This is a genomic window from Pseudohalioglobus sediminis (genome assembly GCF_008370495.1).
Classification (GTDB): domain Bacteria; phylum Pseudomonadota; class Gammaproteobacteria; order Pseudomonadales; family Halieaceae; genus Halioglobus.
On the sequence record NZ_VTUX01000007.1, the window covers coordinates 271,824 to 288,403 of the forward strand.

The window sequence follows — 16,580 nt, forward strand, 5'->3', positions numbered from 1 at the left end:
CGGGGGCTGTGACAAATTTCCAGATTTTGTCTGCTCCCGGCATCCCGCTGGCGGACATCTCAGGTTATGATTACGGGTTTCCCACAGCATAATCGAGAAAAATCATGGCGGCTTTCGGCACACAATTCACCACGGAAATGGTTATCAGTCGATTCGGGGATGGGCAGTGGTCCAATCTCGAGGTGGTGCCGGTGCAACCGTTCTCGATGCACCCGGCAACCCATGTGCTGCACTACGCCAGCGAGTGCTTCGAAGGCCTGAAGGCCTATCGCACTGCAGCGGGCGGCATACATCTGTTCCGACCCGACCGGCACGTGGCTCGCATGCTCAACAGCGCTGCGCAGCTGCTGCTGCCCGCGCCTGATGAAGCGGCGCTGAAACGCTCACTGCAAATGGCCGTCAGTGCCGTGGCCGATGAGATTCCCGCCTATCCGGGGGCGTTGTACCTGCGCCCCACACTGCTGGGCACGGAAGAAGACATCGGCGCCGCTGCGCGCCCGACCAGCAAGGCGCTCTACTATGTACTGACATCGCCGGTGGGCGATTATTTCAGCGGCGGCCTGCAGCCCCTGCGGGTGAAAGTGGACGACCAGGCGCAGCGCTCTACCCCCAACTTCGGGGCGGTGAAGACCGGCGGCAACTACGCCGCCGCCATGCGCCAGGTGGTGCAGGCCAAACAGGAATTCGGGGCCGACCAGGTCCTGTTCGCCCCCGGAGGGGTGGTGCAGGAGACCGGCGCCGCCAACTTCGTGCTGATCGACGGCAACGAGTTGCTGACCAAACCCCTGGATGGCTCCATCCTGCCGGGGGTGACGCGCGACAGTATCCTGCAGCTGGCGCGCGACGCCGGGCTGACGATCTGTGAGCGCGATTTCAGCGTCGAGGAACTGCTCGAGCGCGCACCCGGCGCGGAAGCCGCCCTGACCGGCACCGCGGCCGTGCTCACGCCGGTGGGCGAGCTGGTTTACCAGGGCAGCACCATTAAAGTCGGTGACGGACAGATGGGGCCCTGGTCCGAGCGTTTGCGCGAGCAGCTGTGTGCAATCCAGAGTGGCGCCGCAGAAGACCCACACGGCTGGCGCGTGCCGCTGGAGACTTAACATGAGCTTGCCACAGCGGCGTTACGTCGCGATCAACGCCGAAGACCAAAGTCTGTCCATTGCCCGGGACGACTGCCCGGCTCCGGGCCCCGGGGAGCTATTGATCAAGGTGGCGGCGGCCGGGCTCAACCGGGCAGACCTGCTGCAGCGACAGGGGCTCTACCCGCCACCCGCTGACGCTTCCCCCATTATGGGCCTTGAAGTGGCAGGCACTGTTATCGCCATGGGCGCGGACGTCAGCGGCTGGCAGACAGGTGATGCGGTCTGCGCATTGACTCATGGCGGCGGCTACGCCGACCACGCGGTGGCGCCAGCCAGCCAGGCGCTGCCGATTTCAGACAGCATTGGCGTGGAACAGGCTGCAGCCCTGCCGGAGGCCTTGCTGACCATGTGGCATAACGTATTCCAGCGCGCCGGGATGCACGCCGGAGACAAGGTGCTGATTCATGGCGGTGCCAGCGGCATGGGTACCCTGGGCATTCAAATGGCCAGCGCCCTTGGCGGTGAGGTCTACACCACCGCGGGCACAGCGGACAAGTGCAAGGCCCTCGAGGCACTGGGCGCCACCAGGGCCATTAACTATCGTGACGAGGACTTCGAGCAGGTCCTATCCGAGATGGGGCTCAGGGATGCGATCGACATCATCCTCGACATGGTCGGCGGCGACTTTATCCAGAAAAATATCAACGTGGCCGCGCCGGAAGGCCGCATCGTCAACATTGCCTTCATTCGTGGTTTCCAGGCCGAGATCAACTTCGTGCCGCTACTGTTGAAGCGAATCACCCTGAGCGGCTCCACCCTGCGCGCCCAGAGCTTCGAGCAGAAAGCGGTAATGACCCGGGAAATTCGCGAGCACATCTACCCTCACCTCGAGAGCGGCGCTATCAAACCGGTGATCGATCGTGTATTTGAACTGGAGGATGTGGAACAGGCGCATGATTACATGCAAAGTGGTGCCCACATGGGCAAGATCCTGCTGCGGCCCTAGGGGCGATGCACCCTGGCTGGCTTGCCCCCCGGGACACCCCGCCAACTTCTCTACCAAGGAACCACTATGCAGACTTTGAACGACCACGTAGCCCTGGTTACCGGTGCCGCTTCCGGAATTGGCCGTGCCACCGCACTGCGGCTGGCGGACGCCGGGGCAGCTGTGTTTCTCGCCGATATTGACGTCGATGGCTTGCAACAGACGGCAGCGAGCCTGCCCACGGGAAGTCGCAGCGAGGTCATGGCACTGGACGTCACCGACTCCGCCGCCTGTGACGCCGTGGTAGAGGCCTGCGTCAACACTTTCGGCAAGCTGGACATACTCTGCAATATAGCCGGCATTCCGCTGTGCGAGCATATGACCGAGATTACCGACGCGCAGTGGCGTCGCGCCACCAGCATCAACCTCGACGGCGTATTCTTCATGTGCCGCGCCGCCATGCCCCACCTGCTCAGCAGCAAGGGCAATATTGTCAATATGTCCTCCAGCGCCGGACTGGTGGGGCAGGCCTACAATTCGGCGTACTGCGCCACCAAGGCGGGCGTGCTGATGTTCTCCAAGGCCCTGGCCATGGAGTACGGCAAACAGGGCGTGCGGGTGAACGCGGTCTGCCCCGGTTTTGTCAAAACCCCTCTGACCGCGGCATTCAGTATGCCCGAGGGCGCCGATATGGACCTGGTAGGCAAGCTGATGCCGCTCAGCGAGGGTGCCGAAGCGGAAGAGATCGCCGACGCTGTGGCCTATCTCGCGTCGCCGGCGGCACGTTTCGTCAACGGCATTGCCCTGCCCATTGATGGCGCCCAGACTGCAGGCTGAAGCCCGGGGCTTGCATGCAGGCACCGCAGTGGTGATGATGGTCAGCGTGCCTTTCGCCCATGAACCTTTTGCGATCCCGACCTGAGCTGATGACCCGACTAAATACACTTGCCCTGCTGTTTTGCCTTTTTTCCGTCTCCGCCTGCAGCGAACCACCGCCGGCGAATACTGCTGCTGAGCCGGGTGCCGTCAGCGCGGACACCGCCAGTATGGACGCCCCGGGCACGAATGCCCCGGGGCAAGCCGACGCTCCAGCATCGCTTGCACCGAGCCCCGACGAGGAGGCGCTTGAAACGCCAAGAGTATTCGGGGAAGCCTGGACGGGTGATCTCGACGTCATGGAAGAGCGCCGGGTTATCCGCATGCTCACGGTCTACACGCCCGGCCGCTACTACCTGGAAAGTAACGGTGAGGAAAAGGGGCTGGTGAAGGAAATGGCCAGTCGCTTCGAAGACTTCATCAACAAGGAGCTGAAGCGCAAGACCGTAAAGGTGAACGTGGCGATTATCCCCATGGCCCGCGGTCAGTTGATACCCGCACTGCTGGCAGGCCAGGGTGACATCATCAATGCCGGACTCTCCATTACACCGGAACGGGACGAACTTGTCGATTTCAGTATCCCGGTAAGCAAACCGCTGTCCGAGGTGCTTATCACCGGACCCACGGCAGAGCCACTGGCCGACATTGAGGATCTCTCCGGCAAAACGCTGTATGTGCGCCAGTCCAGTAGCTATCGCGAGAGTGTGGAGGCCCTGAACCAGCGCCTGCAGGCAAAAGGTAAAGCGCTGGTGCATATCGAGCCGGTGTCCGAGTTCCTGGAAGATGACGACCTCATCGAGATGGTAGACCGGGGCCTGCTGCCCTGGGCAATTGTTGATGATTACAAACCCCTGCTCTGGAAAGACGTATTCGCCAACATTACCGTGCGCGACGATATCGTGTTCAGGGAAGCGGGGCGCATCGCCTGGGTCTTTCGCGAGGACAGCCCGCAGCTGGCAGCGGCGCTGAACAAGTTCCTGAAGCAGAACCGCGAAGGTACGCTGATCGGCAACGTACTCAGGAATCGCTATATCCGCGACTTCGACTGGGCCGCCAACGCCCTCGATGATTCCGACTACCGTCGCTTCCTGGAACTGGAGCACCTGTTCGAGAAGCACGGCGAGAAGTACAACGTCGATTACCTTATCGCTGCGGCACAGGGCTACCAGGAGTCACGCCTTGACCAGAGCGCACGCAGTGCCGCCGGGGCCATCGGGATCATGCAACTGCTGCCCTCGACTGCCCGCGACAAGAACGTCGGTATTCCTGATATCCACGAGGCCGACGCCAACATCGAGGCCGGCATCAAGTACCTGGACTTCCTGCGCCAGCGCTATTTCAATGACCCGGAAATCACCCGTGTAAACAAGACGCTCCTCGCCCTGGCGGCGTACAACGTGGGTCCTTCTCGCATGATCAACCTGCGCAACAGCGCGGCGAAGAAAGGCTACGACCCCAACGTATGGTTCGACAACGTGGAGCTGGTCGCCGCCCGGGAGGTCGGTCGCGAGCCGGTGCAATACGTGGCCAATATTTACAAGTACTACCTCGCCTATCGTTTCAGCCTCGCCCAGCAGGCTCGCCACGCCGAAGCCCGTGCGCGCGCGGGCATGAGTCCCTATCGCTCCGAGGACTAGTGCTGCACTTCCGGGCTTTCGAGGCGGGCGGCGGTGTCAGCCATGCGCGACTGCAGCCAGTAGATTTCGTAGTCGTTGCGCAATCCGCCCTCCGCCGCCTCCAGTAGCGTCGCCAGCGCGCTCTGGCGTAGCGCCAGGGCACCTGCGTCCGCCGGCTCCGCGGCCAGCATCACCTCGATCACGTGCAGGCTCCTGACCGCCTCACCGGCAGCAAGATAACCCTCGGCAAGCTCACGTAAGCCATCGTTGCCGGCCAGCCGGGCCAGGTCAGCGTATATCTCCCGCGCCGGCACGGGGTAGAGCTCGGTGGTGCTGTCGAAATGGAACCAGGTCATGTAGTAGTCCCAGATACTGCGCACGGCCCAATCCACTTTGCCGTGATTCTGCACCAGCTCCAGTTCCGGGGGCAGCGCAATTTCACGCATCAGCTGGTACACCGTCTTGCCGGCGTTCATCCCGGCAACCGTCTGGTCGTGAACATACTGCACCGCGTCGCGTATGCGCTGCATGTCGCTGGCAATTGTCTCGGCGCCGGACGTAGGGTCGAGATGACTGGGCACCACCGTTTCAATCCCCAGTGGCAACAGGAAATCGAGCGACTTCACATACTCAATGGGCTTACGTACTTTCTCTCCGCGCATGGTGAAAATATTGGGGAACTGCGGAAACTGCGGGCCGAAAAAATCGCCGCTGAGCAGCATTTTCTGCTGTGGCAGCCACATCACCAGGTTGTCGGCGCCCTCGGCACCGGGAGTACCGAAGACCTCAAACTCTACGCCGCCCAGGCTAAAGGCGAATTTTTCCCAGTCGCCAACGGTGAGCGTGGGTTCGATACCGCCATAACGCATCATGGCGATGTCCGGGCGATCCTCCCAGGCAGGCATCCACGGAAACAGGGTGCGATTGCGACCGTACTGATAGGGTTCCAACTCGGAAAGATAGCGCTGCTCTTCGACAAATGCCTCGTGGGTGATAATGCGCGTTTGCGCATCGGCAAAGAAGCGCGTGCCGCCGGTATGATCCGCGTGTGAATGACTGAGTACGATGGTGTGCACGGGCGCATCCGATACCGCCTGCAGTGCCGCCAGCTGCTTGGGCGTTTGCAATACCAGGCCGGTGTCAAACACCACGTTCCCGGCACTGGTAGTGACCATGATCACATTGCCCACACCCGTGGCCATATACACATTGTCGCTGAGCTTGCGCACCTCAACCGGCCGCCTGATCAGTTCCACGGCACTGCCATGAGTTGCATCATCGTTCATTTCACCACCCAGGCGACGCGTCGCGGCATCACCGATAGCATCCAGCGCGGCCAGTTGCGCGGTTTTCTTGATGCCACTGCCGGCCTCCTCATCGAGGTATAGCCAAAGCGCTCCCAGTGACAGTGCAGCAAGCAATACAAGCAGTACTACCCTGGCGCGGCCACCGCTGAAAAATGGGTTTCGATAGGTCGTTGTCATGGTGCCTCCTCAGCGGGCGCTACGAAAAGGGGTGACGACCAGGCGCGCTGCTGGGCTGGCGCCAGGCAGTCATCTTCTGCCGGGGTACGGTAATCGCCATAGCAGGGGTTCACTGCCACGCAGTTGCCCTGCTCATCGTACTCACAGCGCAGGTTGTCTGCATTGATCATCGCGGTCGTCTCCTGAATGGCGCGGGCGTAATACACCACCTCGCGCGCTTCATCGCGGAAGGCCTCGTCAACGAATTCTGCTGTGCACTCGAGGACGCCAGGCTCGCAATCGAAGGTCCGCCAGGGATCCTCCACCAGGGTCTCGACGGCTTCACCGGGGTAACTTTGCCGACGAATACGCACAATCTCAATGCGATCCATCTGCCAGCGTTCGTCACCTGGGTTATAGCATTGCCCTGCACACAACGAGGCAACGCGAGCCTCGCCCAGGCCAGTGTAGGCGTGTTCAGGGCAGCCGGGTTGCTGCTTGAAATCACCGATCGCGCTGACCCGGAAGCGTGGGTTGCCCGTAACCAGCACCTCTGACCCCATCGGCACCTCGTTGCCGCCCTCTAGCAGGTCGAACCAGAGCAGGATGCGGTCACCGGATGTGGCATACACTTGGCGACGCTTGAGGCTGTCCCAGATCGCGTGGCGATCTCGACCCTGGCTGTGGGCTGCGACCAGGCCACCGGTGAGCCAGAATGAATTCTGCCTCTCCATATTGCGCGAATTCTGCAGGCCCACGCTATTGTCCGCATCCAGGGCAACGGAGAAAGGCTCGGGATCACGCTGATCGCCCACGCGCCGGGCCAGGCGCGGATTTTCGGCGCCAAAGGACTCGGTCATGAACTTGCGCGCGACCTCCTTGTAGCCGGTACCGGGCTGGCTGCGGTGATTGTCACTGGAGCCAATAAAACCGAAGCGAAAATTCAGTGGTCCCTGGCCGGGCTGGAAACCGGTGATGGCCAGGGCATATTGCGCTGAGGTGGCGGGCCGGTGATCCATCGGTTCGTTAAAGCAGTCGCTACAGGTACCACAGTTCAGCCAGTCCACAACCTGCTGTCCCGGCACGGTGAGGTGCCCGGAGTTGCCGGCGTCAACGAAGTTCTGTCTCGCCTCGAACTCCCTGCGCTGGCACTCTGCCGGGCTCTCGCCAGACGCCTCACAGCGCCGGCGTATTATCTGCCCGGCGCGATGACAGCACGGCATATAGTCATCCCAGGGCTCCGGGCAAACCAGGCCACCGTCATCACCGCTTACCGCCGCGCGCCAGCGGCGATACTCTTCGGCGTTGCCGTGACCGGAATATATTTCAAACAGTATCTGGCGGCGGGGGTCGTGCTGCTGCAGATTCAGTTGCTTGTCGAAGCGCGTTCCGGCTGGCGTATTCATGCCCCAGGTATTGCCGTGTGGAATGACCAGGCTGTCAAAGCCCCACTGATCCAGCTTGGTGAACAGCTCTCTGGGGTCGCTGGCGACCTCCAGGCAATCGTCTGGCAGCGCCTTCACATTCACGCCCTGCTCACACAGGGGGGTGTCAGCTATTTCGTCGTAATAGCCCTGTATGCCCAGGTAAAATTCGCGATTTTCGAAATCCATTAGTGACATCATCAACTGTGACACCCGACCTATGGGTGCCCGCGACAGCCTTTCGCGTGGTGCCGCAATGGCGCGACTCGGCACCGAGCCTTCCGCCGTGTCCAGGAAGATGACGTTCTTGTGGCCATAATGCGTAGCCGGGTCAGTGCTTACCTGGCTCCATTCCCACCCCAGGAACGCGACCAGGTCGGGATTGTCGGAGTCGCCGGCAGCGGCGTTGCACTCGCGAATACTCTCACGCGTCTCCGCCCAGCGCCGCGGCGTCAGCCCTTCCGCGTGGTCGTTGATAGACCAGAAATCCAGGCCGGAGCAATAGCGGGCAAAGTCACAGGCGTCGGCGGGTGGATGCAGACCGGTACCTCCGGTCAGCGGCGTGGACATAATGAAAGCATCCGGCGAGAACGTGGTGTGCACATGCAGGTCGCCAAACAGTATCTGGCCTTCTACATCGGGGCGAACCGTTGCCTGGCGCTGTGCCCGCTCCTGCAACACAGTGTCCGCGAGCGCCGCACCCTGGATCTGCCCCCTGCCCTGGGGTTCTTCGCATCCGCACAGGGCGATCATTGCAAGCAGCATCGCCAGCGACCCGGCATTGCACCATCTCATGGCAAACCTCGAGAAGTTAATGCGACCATATTACATTTATAGCAGCCTGGCAGCCAGTGCTGTTGCCCATGGGTCAGTGAGAGGTACGAATTGGCAAACCGCAGCACCTCGGCCGGCAGTTTGTGGGCGGGGATAGGAAATGCAAACACCCCTGCCACCATTCATAACGGCACAGGGGTGCGAGTTGCTACAGCGAGGTCACACGCGGGCGACCGGCTTACTTCCGGGCTGCGGCCTTTTTCTTGGGTGCGGCCTTCTTCTTGGCAGCGGCTTTTTTCTTGGGTGCTGCTTTTTTCTTGGCAGCGGTTTTCTTTTTCGCAGCAGCCTTCTTCTTGGGGGCAGCCTTTTTCTTGGCCGCGGTCTTCTTCTTGGCCGGCGCTTTTTTCCTGGTATTGGCTGAAGCCTTCTCCACCATGGCGGCTGCCTGGTCTGCAGCCTTTGCCTTGCGCTGCTCGAGGATCAGGTCCGCCCTCACCGAGGTGTAGCGCTGCGCAGCCTCATATGCAGCCTTGGCAATACGCCCTACCGACTCGGCGAGTTCCTGAACCTGTTTTCTCAGTTCATCCACCTTCTTCTGGTTCGCCGGAGTGGCTTTCTTTTTCAAAGCTGCCCGCGCTGAACTCAAGCGCTTGTTCGCCGTGGTGTGACGCTTGCGCGCGGCCTGCAACTCACGCTTGGCTTTGGCATGAGATTTTTCTGATTCCGCTACCAACTTCTTGCGAAGTTGCTCAACTTTTTTATTAGCCTGGGAGGCCATTTTTGTGGCCTGGGCCAGTTCTTTTTCCAACATTGCTGCTCTCGCTCTGTTCACTCAGGAAGTACCGCAAAAGTAGTGTAGGCTTAAACTGCGTATAAGTAACGTACATTTTTTGACCTGCATCATGCCGGGCTGCAGTTTCATTGATAGTGTCAACGTAATCAAAAATTATCAGCGAATACCCTGGAGAATAAACACATGAGCGTTTCAGAATCGGGCGTTGTTATCGACTACTACAGCGACATACTGTGCGTGTGGGCATGGATAGCACAGCCGCGTCTTGATGAACTGGAAAAACAGTGGCAAGGGCATATTACCGTCCGCCATCATTTCGTCGACGTTTTCGGCGACTGTGAAAAAAAGATTCCCCAGAGCTGGGGCGCCGAAGACGGCTATGAAAAGTTCGGTGAACATGTGCAGCATTCGGCGCAGCCTTTCGAGCTGGCGACGGTACACCCTGACCTGTGGCAAACCATACGCCCGCGCTCATCGGCGCCGGCACACCTGCTACTGCGCGCCGCGGCCCTGGTCGAGTCGGAACAATTGCTGGCCCGGCTTGCCCTGCGCATCAGGCGCGCATTTTTCTGCCAGGCACTGGACGTCAGTTCACTGGATGTGCTGCTTGAACTTGCCACCGAAGAAGGCGCCGATGCAGGCCAGTTGCAGCGTGCTGTCTATGACGGCAGCGCGATTGCCGCGCTGATGACTGACCTGCGCCAGGCCAGCGATCTCGGCGTGCGCGGCAGCCCCACCTGGATTCTCAACAGCGGGCGACAGGTACTGTACGGTAACGTCGGTTATCGCATTCTCAACGCCAACATTGAAGAACTGCTGAATAATCCCGCCGACGAGGCAAGCTGGTGCTGATGCGCTGATTTCCAGTCATCCACCCTGACAAATGCGCCAAGCATAAAAAAGCCACCCGCAGGTGGCTTTGCGATGCAGTCGGCAATAACTACTTGGTCAGTTCCAGCATAAATTTCGCCGCTTCCAGCAAGGTCTCGTCATCGAGATGACCCTGCGGCGGCATCTCCGGATAATCGTCCCGCTTCTTCACCGGGCTGGCAGCGTAGGCCGCGATGCCTTCCGGATTGTCCATATACAGGGCCTGTATGATCTGCGTGGGCGGCCCGATCATACGTGAACCGTAGGCGTGGCACCCGGCGCATACGCCGTAGTAGGCCAGCTTGCCCTTTTCCATGTTGCTCTCGTTGAGACGCGGCGGCACCGGTTCGGGCAAGGTGTAGGTCAGCACGCTCTTGGTGTTGGCAAAATCACACTCGCCGTAGTTGTCCAGTCCGAGGGTCCGGTAACGCTCCGGGTTGAGGATGCAGCCGTCATCCATGCCCACGGTGTCGACGATATCAGGACCGCGCGTCAACATCTGTGTGGCCAGGATGGCGCGCACCACGGGTGCCGGGTTGTTGCCATTGTCCTGCATGATGTTGTTGAGGATCTTGGGACGATTGGGATTGGGGTCCGCATCCTGGTCCTTGGCCGCGTTGCCGGCCAGTGAGAAGTCGGTAAAGGTGATACCCACGGAATCATTGCCGCTAATGATATTTTGCTCCACCACGACATCGTCGCAGGCCATCACCAGCACGCCGGTGCCGGACGGGATATTGGAAACCAGGGATCCGGGAATGGCAAAGTTCTCGTGGTTGTTGTCGACCACAAAGTTGTTTCGAATAATGACATCGCCGCAGGTCTTGATGGGCAGCCCGGGCGTTATGAACGCGAGAATACCGCCGGTGTTGTTGTACACAAAGTTACCTTCCACCAGGGCGGCACGGCTGTTCTCGATCTCGATACCGGCGACGCTGTCAAATACCTGGTTGTAAACCACATCAACGTTATCGGACATGCCGACATAGATAGCGGCGTCTTCGATACCGGAGATAACGTTGTGGGCCACGATACCGTTCTTACCCAGCTGCGGGAAAATGCCATACACACCGGTGTCGACGATAATGTTGTTGCGGATGATGTAGTTGTTACCCGCCTGCCCCATGATGGCGTTGCCCTTGTACTTGGTGATGTACAGGTTCTCAACCGTCACCCCGTTGCCGGAGTACAGCACGGCATCGTTGCGCACGCCCTCGCCATCCATCACCGGGTAGTTGCCCCGCTCGATCACACCGGAGAGCGTGATATTGTCCTTGTCGATATAAACCGTTTCCCTGTAAGTGCCGGGCATCACCTTGATCACGGCGCCGGGCTGTGCAGCCTTGACTGCATCCTGGATGGACTCACCGTCCTTGACCACGATCAGCTCACCACTGGTCGGTGTTTCCCAGGCGCGCACGCTTACCGCGCCTGCCGCTGCGGCGACTTCTGCAGCACCGGTAGAGGTGAATTCCGCCTTGGGTGCAGTAGGCACCTTGATAACAGTGGGTTCCGGTTGATTCGACTTGCCGAGGTAGTAACCCCCGCCAAGCAGAACCAGGGCGCCGACGATGGCTACGATTTTATTCATGGTCTTCTTCTCCGTTGTTGATGTCGCCGGCATCGGCAACTTCAAAATGCACCAGCCCCAGCCCTGATGGCAACTGCCGGGGTGGTTCAGGTTTGAAACTCTCGTCCGTCAGGGTTTTGAGGAAATCCACCAGCCGGTCCAGTTCCTCATCGGTCAGGTTCGGTTCCCAGATGTGCCAGTGTATCTTCAATTCTTCGCCTTCGGGTACCGCGTGACCACGCCCACCCGTGTAGAACGCCACGGCCTCGCGCAACGTAGCAAAGCGACCCGAGTGCATATACGGCGCGGTCAACTCTATATTGCGCAGTGTCGGCACCTTGAACCCGCCGCGCTGGGTTGGTTCGTTCAGGGGCACTTCCGCACCGGGGTCAAAGGGCATGCCTACGGGCTCCGGCGTGCCGAGTACCGCGATCTGCTGATTGGTAAACAGCGGGGGTGTATGACATTCGGCACAGCGGGCGACAAAAGAACGGAAGATGTTCAATCCCTCTATCTCGGGCTCCGTCAGGGCATCGGCGTAGCCGTGTGCATACTGGTCGTAGCGACTGTTAAGCGAGATCAGGGTCACCTGGAACGCGGCTATGGCCGCGTAGACCTGGTCCAACCTGATCTGCGCATCCGCGGCCACGAAATCTTCGGGGTAGGCCTGGGCAAACAGCTGGCGGTAGGCCGGTAGACCGTTCAGGGTCTCCAGCAACAATTGCGGGTCACTGCCCATTTCATGTTTGTCGAACAGGGGGCCCAGCATCTGCCCCTCAAGGGAGGTGGCGCGTCCGTCCCAGAAGAAACTATTGAGGAAAGCCACATTCCATAGTGTCGGCGCCGAGCGCGGCAGCACCGAGCCGTTGATACCCACACTCCGACCGAGCCCGTCGGAAAAGCCTTTGTCAGGCGCGTGGCAGGTGGCACAGCTGACCGTGCCATCACGGGACAGCACCGGGTCGAAGAACAGGTAGCGGCCGAGATCGGTCTGTTGCGGTGTGAAGCCGTCCCGCCACTGTGGCAGACCGGTTTTCAGGCCACCGACCCCGGCGTCCTGCAAGGATGGGTACATCTGGTAAAGGCTGCGCAACTCACAGTGGCCGGCAGTCAGCTCAAACCCCGGCGGACAGTCGTCATTGAGCACAATCGGCTCACCCGCGGCACCGGCGCCAGCAGCAGCGCCAAGCAGCAGGGGGATAAATATGAGCTGCAGCAGGTGTTTCACGCTCAGTCCTGTGGCGCCAGGCTACGCAGGTAGGCAACCACATCTTTCACTGCCTGCTCGTCCGGCAACACTGCCGCCATGGCGCGCATCTGCCTGCCAGTCTTGTCCTCGGGATGAGAGCCGCGATGCCCGCCACGGAATGAAAGCAACTGCGCCTGCGTGTACCAGTCGTCAGCACCCACGAGTCGGGGCGAGTTCAGCGCCGGGTTACCCACCCCACCTGCACCGTGGCAAGCGCCACAGAACTGGTTGTAATAATCTGCACCCATTGCCACATCACCGGACACCGTCACCGGCGATGACGGGCTGTCCAGGCTGGCTATATATGCGGCCACGTCGGCGATGGCCTTGGCATCCGCCAGGGTGGCAGCCATCGGCGCCATCTGCTTGGAGATGGCAGTATCACCCTCTCCTCCGCGTATACCGTCGCGGAACTTCTGCAATTGTGCTGCTATATACACCGGTTCGAGGTGATTGAGGCGCGGCGCATTCAGGGCCTGGTTGCCCTGGGCACTGTCTCCGTGACAGGCAATGCAACTGGCATAGCTCGCCTTGCCAGCGTCCAGGTCGTCAGCGGCCACAGCGCCGGCAAACACTGCCAGGGCGAGGGCAGCTACCATCTTTTCGAGTAAATTCATTGCGGGTTCTCCACTTACAGGGGGCGGGCAACCAGAATGCGCTTGTATCCATCCTGACCGCATATAATAATTCCGAACATGAAATGTAGCTGAAAATAACAACAAGCCCGACCTATTGCCACGGCGGAGGGGACAAGCGCCGTACCCTGAGCTAGACTCAGGCGAACCGCCACGGCATCGCGGGCCTCGATATCAACCAGAACAAACAGGGAAAGCAGATGGAATACACCCCCGGCGAACACAGTATCAAGTGCCCCAAGTGCGGCCACGGAATGAAAGAAGTACAGTATGGCGGCGACGTGGTCATTGATCGCTGTACCCACTGCGAGGGCATCTGGTTCGATGCTGGTGAAGCCGAGCAGCTGAAAGGCAAGTGGATGGGCGACGCACTGGATATGGGCGACCCGGACGAAGGCAAAAAGTGGGATGCCGTCGAGGATATCGCCTGCCCGCGATGTGGCAAGGACATGCAAAAGCGCTCTGACCCAGATCAACCACATATCTGGTTCGAGGAGTGCGATGAGCACGGCATGTTCATGGATGCGGGGGAGTTTACCGACTACAAACACGAGACCTGGGCAGACTGGTTCCGCAGCCTGATCAAGGGCTCTCGCTGAGCCGACACGCCCACAGCAAAACCATAAAAGGGCGACTCGGTCGCCCTTTTTTCTAATACACAATGTAAGTCAGTACTTACATCTAAAGACAGGTTTCCATGAGCAACAACACCGATGACGTGCGCATTGGCAGCGCCAGGCCGCTGATCACTCCCTGGGTGCTGGCCGATGAACTACCCATTAGCGAACGTGCTGTCGCCACCGTGGACAGCGGCCGTCGCAGCATCGAACGCATTATGTCGGCGAAGGATCCCAGGCTGCTGGTGATCGCGGGGCCCTGCTCCGTGCATGACCCCGAGGCACTGCTCGAGTTTGCGCGCGGATTCCAGCTCGCCTGCGCCGAGCTGGACGATGCAATTTACCCTGTACTGCGCGTCTATTTCGAAAAACCGCGTACGGTTATGGGCTGGAAAGGCCTGATCAACGATCCGGACCTCGATGGCAGCTTCCATATCAACAGGGGCCTGCACCTGGCCCGGAAAGTGCTGCTGGATGTGGCCGAAATGGGATTGGCGTCAGCGAGTGAATTTCTGGACACCACCTTCGGCCAGTATTACGCCGAGCTGGTGAGCTTTGGCGCCATCGGCGCACGCACCGTGGAAAGCCAGATCCACCGCGAACTCGCCTCCGGACTGTCCATGCCGGTAGGCTTCAAAAATGGTACCAATGGGGAAATCGGTGTGGCAATCGACGCCATCCGCTCCGCCAGCCACAGCCACTGGTTCCCGTCCCTGACCAAGGAGGGCACCCCGGCCATCCTGCAGTCCACGGGTAATGCCCACGGCTACCTGATTTTGCGCGGCGGTAGCCAGACCGGGCCCAATTACGGACCCGAGGCAGTGCAGGCGGCTGCGGTTGCCCTGGCCGATGCGCAGCTGACACCGTCACTGATCGTCGATTGCAGTCACGGCAACAGCGCCAAGGACCCGCGCAAACAGGCGCAGGTCGTGTCCAGCCTTTGCGAGCAGATGCAAACCGGACAACGCGCCATCCGCGGGGTGATGCTGGAGTCGCACCTGCTGGAGGGCAACCAGCCACTGGGTGACGGCACTGGCCTCGTGTACGGGCGCAGCGTGACCGACGCCTGCCTGTCGCTGGAGGACACCGTACCGCTGCTGCAACAGCTGGCAGCGGCAGTGCGCATGCAGAATCAGTAACCTGTTAGCCTCGCTGCCGGGGAACCGCGATAAGCGTTATTTATTGCGTGGATAGTTCAGCCGCAGGGTCCGCGCCTGTTAGACTACGGCCTTTGCTGACAGAGGAATCCGACCTTGTCCAACCTCGACTATGACCTCTTCGTTATCGGCGCCGGTTCCGGCGGCGTTCGCGCCGCGCGCATGGCCGCCGGATTCGGTGCCCGCGTGGCGGTTGCCGAGGACCGCTATATGGGTGGCACCTGCGTCAACGTGGGCTGCGTACCGAAAAAACTTTATGTTTACGCTTCGGAATATGGCAAGGGCTTCACGGACGCACGCGGTTTTGGCTGGGAGGCCAACCAGCCCGAGTTTAACTGGAGCACGCTCCGGGACAACAAAAAAACCGAGATATCGCGCCTGAACGCCATCTACCGCAATCTCCTGGGCGGCGTGGAAGCAGACCTCATTGACGGCCGGGCCAGGATCACCGGCCCGAACTCGGTCGCAGTAGGCGACACCGAATACAGCGCTGGCAAAATACTGATCGCCACCGGCGGCTGGCCGCACATACCCGAATTTCCAGGCAGGGAGCTGGCGGTCACCTCCAACGAGATCTTCGATCTTGAGACCTTCCCCAAGCGCCTGCTGATAGTCGGCGGCGGCTATATCGCGGTGGAATTCGCCGGCATTTTCAATGGCCTGGGCGCCCAGGTCACCCAGCTTTATCGAGGCCCGCTGTTCCTGCGCGGCTTCGACGAGGACATTCGCCATCACGCGGCCAGGGAAATCGCCAAGAGCGGCGTGGACCTGCGCTTCGACACCAACGTCACGTCGATCGAGCGCGGCAGCGAAGGCTTGCAGGTGACCCTGACCGATGGCAGCGTGATCGAAACGGACACCGTGCTCTACGCAACCGGTCGTAAACCCAATCTCGCCGGACTGGGACTGGAAAACGTGGATGTTGCCCTCAACCCGGACGGCACCATCGCCGTGGACAAGCAGTTCCGCACCAACGAGGCCACTATTTACGCACTGGGCGACGTGACCGGAGGCATGGAGCTCACACCGGTGGCGCTGGCCGAGGGCATGGCCTTTGCGCGTCGCGAATTCGGTAATATGGACGCCGCGCCGGAATATGACTTCATTCCCACCGCGGTGTTCTCCCAGCCCAACATAGGCACAGTCGGTTTCACCGAGGAGCAGGCCAGGGAGGCTTTTGGCGATATCGCCCTGTACAAGTCCGAATTTCGACCCATGAAGCACACCATCTCCGGACGCGATGAGCGCAGCTTCATGAAGCTGATTGTGGACACGGCGACAGATCGTGTCATCGGCGTGCACATGCTGGGCCCAGACGCCGGGGAGATCATGCAGGGCATTGCCATTGCCATGAAAGCCGGCGCCACCAAGGCCGTGTTCGACAATACCATCGGCATCCACCCTACTGCAGCCGAGGAGTTCGTCACCATGCGGGAACCCTGGGTCCCCGACTGAAGCCGGACAACAAC

The 16,580-nt window shown here is 60.4% G+C and carries 14 protein-coding genes; 8 read left to right on the forward strand and 6 right to left on the reverse strand.

All coding sequences use genetic code 11. From position 1 onward, the window contains the following. The first annotated feature begins 104 nt into the window (after window positions 1-104). The 4 genes from F0M18_RS14915 (at window position 105) to F0M18_RS14930 (ending at window position 4,580) form a co-directional block, all read left to right on the forward strand. Window positions 105-1,100, forward strand: coding sequence for a branched-chain amino acid aminotransferase (locus F0M18_RS14915; protein WP_149612248.1), 996 nt, complete (start codon window positions 105-107; stop codon window positions 1,098-1,100). Between the two features lies 1 nt (window position 1,101). Continuing rightward, window positions 1,102-2,088 (forward strand): NAD(P)H-quinone oxidoreductase, encoded by a 987-nt coding sequence (locus F0M18_RS14920; protein WP_149612249.1) that lies wholly within the window; start codon window positions 1,102-1,104, stop codon window positions 2,086-2,088. Window positions 2,089-2,154: 66 nt separating this feature from the next. Next, complete coding sequence (locus tag F0M18_RS14925) at window positions 2,155-2,904, forward strand: SDR family NAD(P)-dependent oxidoreductase (RefSeq protein WP_149612250.1); 750 nt, start codon at window positions 2,155-2,157, stop codon at window positions 2,902-2,904. 89 nt (window positions 2,905-2,993) lie between these two features. Then, window positions 2,994-4,580, forward strand: a complete 1,587-nt coding sequence (locus F0M18_RS14930; RefSeq protein ID WP_149612251.1) for an MltF family protein — start codon at window positions 2,994-2,996, stop codon at window positions 4,578-4,580. Here F0M18_RS14930 and F0M18_RS14935 read toward each other — a convergent pair. From F0M18_RS14935 to F0M18_RS20000, 3 genes are all read right to left on the reverse strand, one after another. Next, entirely contained in the window at window positions 4,577-6,043 is a 1,467-nt protein-coding gene (locus tag F0M18_RS14935; RefSeq protein WP_149612252.1) for an MBL fold metallo-hydrolase, read from the reverse strand. The two genes, F0M18_RS14930 and F0M18_RS14935, sit on opposite strands and share 4 nt — an antisense overlap. Continuing rightward, the gene (locus F0M18_RS14940; RefSeq protein WP_149612253.1) at window positions 6,040-8,241 is read right to left on the reverse strand and encodes a DUF3604 domain-containing protein; all 2,202 of its coding nucleotides are present in this window, start codon (window positions 8,239-8,241) and stop codon (window positions 6,040-6,042) included. Before F0M18_RS14940 ends, F0M18_RS14935 begins: the two co-directional genes overlap by 4 nt. Window positions 8,242-8,458: 217 nt before the next feature. Continuing rightward, window positions 8,459-9,031, reverse strand: coding sequence for a hypothetical protein (locus F0M18_RS20000; protein WP_188109748.1), 573 nt, complete (start codon window positions 9,029-9,031; stop codon window positions 8,459-8,461). A gap of 165 nt (window positions 9,032-9,196) precedes the next feature. Here F0M18_RS20000 and F0M18_RS14950 point away from each other — a divergent pair, with 165 nt between their 5' ends. Further along, the gene (locus tag F0M18_RS14950) at window positions 9,197-9,865 is read left to right on the forward strand and encodes a DsbA family oxidoreductase (protein WP_149612254.1); all 669 of its coding nucleotides are present in this window, start codon (window positions 9,197-9,199) and stop codon (window positions 9,863-9,865) included. A gap of 88 nt (window positions 9,866-9,953) precedes the next feature. Here F0M18_RS14950 and F0M18_RS14955 read toward each other — a convergent pair whose 3' ends face one another. Genes F0M18_RS14955 through F0M18_RS14965 form a run of 3 tightly spaced genes read right to left on the reverse strand, consistent with a single transcriptional unit; the run spans window position 9,954 to window position 13,319 of the window. Then, window positions 9,954-11,474 carry a parallel beta-helix domain-containing protein gene (locus F0M18_RS14955; protein WP_149612255.1) on the reverse strand — a complete coding sequence of 507 codons (1,521 nt, stop codon included), beginning with the start codon at window positions 11,472-11,474 and terminating at the stop codon, window positions 9,954-9,956. Further along, the gene (locus F0M18_RS14960) at window positions 11,467-12,672 is read right to left on the reverse strand and encodes a cytochrome-c peroxidase (protein WP_394349409.1); all 1,206 of its coding nucleotides are present in this window, start codon (window positions 12,670-12,672) and stop codon (window positions 11,467-11,469) included. The genes F0M18_RS14955 and F0M18_RS14960 overlap by 8 nt, the downstream gene beginning before the upstream one ends. A gap of 11 nt (window positions 12,673-12,683) precedes the next feature. Then, window positions 12,684-13,319: a c-type cytochrome gene (locus tag F0M18_RS14965; RefSeq protein WP_188109749.1), complete on the reverse strand. Its 636-nt coding sequence runs from the start codon at window positions 13,317-13,319 to the stop codon at window positions 12,684-12,686. A 218-nt stretch (window positions 13,320-13,537) separates the two neighbouring features. Between F0M18_RS14965 and F0M18_RS14970 the strand changes: the two genes are divergently transcribed. The 3 genes from F0M18_RS14970 (at window position 13,538) to gor (ending at window position 16,566) form a co-directional block, all read left to right on the forward strand. Beyond that, on the forward strand, window positions 13,538-13,936 hold the full coding sequence (locus F0M18_RS14970) for a zf-TFIIB domain-containing protein (protein ID WP_149612258.1): 399 nt from the start codon (window positions 13,538-13,540) through the stop codon (window positions 13,934-13,936). 98 nt (window positions 13,937-14,034) lie between these two features. Beyond that, window positions 14,035-15,093, forward strand: a complete 1,059-nt coding sequence (locus F0M18_RS14975; RefSeq protein ID WP_149612259.1) for a 3-deoxy-7-phosphoheptulonate synthase — start codon at window positions 14,035-14,037, stop codon at window positions 15,091-15,093. 114 nt (window positions 15,094-15,207) lie between these two features. After that, window positions 15,208-16,566 carry a glutathione-disulfide reductase gene (gor, locus tag F0M18_RS14980; RefSeq protein WP_149612260.1) on the forward strand — a complete coding sequence of 453 codons (1,359 nt, stop codon included), beginning with the start codon at window positions 15,208-15,210 and terminating at the stop codon, window positions 16,564-16,566. The last annotated feature ends 14 nt before the right edge of the window (window positions 16,567-16,580 follow it).

Excerpts from the sequence above, each read along its gene's own strand:
- F0M18_RS14915 (WP_149612248.1), top strand. The coding sequence starts at position 105 with ATGGCGGCTTTCGGCACACAATTCACCACGGAAATGGTTATCAGTCGA.
- F0M18_RS14920 (WP_149612249.1), top strand. The coding sequence starts at position 1,102 with ATGAGCTTGCCACAGCGGCGTTACGTCGCGATCAACGCCGAAGACCAA.
- F0M18_RS14925 (WP_149612250.1), top strand. The coding sequence starts at position 2,155 with ATGCAGACTTTGAACGACCACGTAGCCCTGGTTACCGGTGCCGCTTCC.
- F0M18_RS14930 (WP_149612251.1), top strand. The coding sequence starts at position 2,994 with ATGACCCGACTAAATACACTTGCCCTGCTGTTTTGCCTTTTTTCCGTC.
- F0M18_RS14935 (WP_149612252.1), bottom strand. The coding sequence starts at position 6,043 with ATGACAACGACCTATCGAAACCCATTTTTCAGCGGTGGCCGCGCCAGG.
- F0M18_RS14940 (WP_149612253.1), bottom strand. The coding sequence starts at position 8,241 with ATGAGATGGTGCAATGCCGGGTCGCTGGCGATGCTGCTTGCAATGATC.
- F0M18_RS20000 (WP_188109748.1), bottom strand. The coding sequence starts at position 9,031 with ATGTTGGAAAAAGAACTGGCCCAGGCCACAAAAATGGCCTCCCAGGCT.
- F0M18_RS14950 (WP_149612254.1), top strand. The coding sequence starts at position 9,197 with ATGAGCGTTTCAGAATCGGGCGTTGTTATCGACTACTACAGCGACATA.
- F0M18_RS14955 (WP_149612255.1), bottom strand. The coding sequence starts at position 11,474 with ATGAATAAAATCGTAGCCATCGTCGGCGCCCTGGTTCTGCTTGGCGGG.
- F0M18_RS14965 (WP_188109749.1), bottom strand. The coding sequence starts at position 13,319 with ATGAATTTACTCGAAAAGATGGTAGCTGCCCTCGCCCTGGCAGTGTTT.
- F0M18_RS14970 (WP_149612258.1), top strand. The coding sequence starts at position 13,538 with ATGGAATACACCCCCGGCGAACACAGTATCAAGTGCCCCAAGTGCGGC.
- F0M18_RS14975 (WP_149612259.1), top strand. The coding sequence starts at position 14,035 with ATGAGCAACAACACCGATGACGTGCGCATTGGCAGCGCCAGGCCGCTG.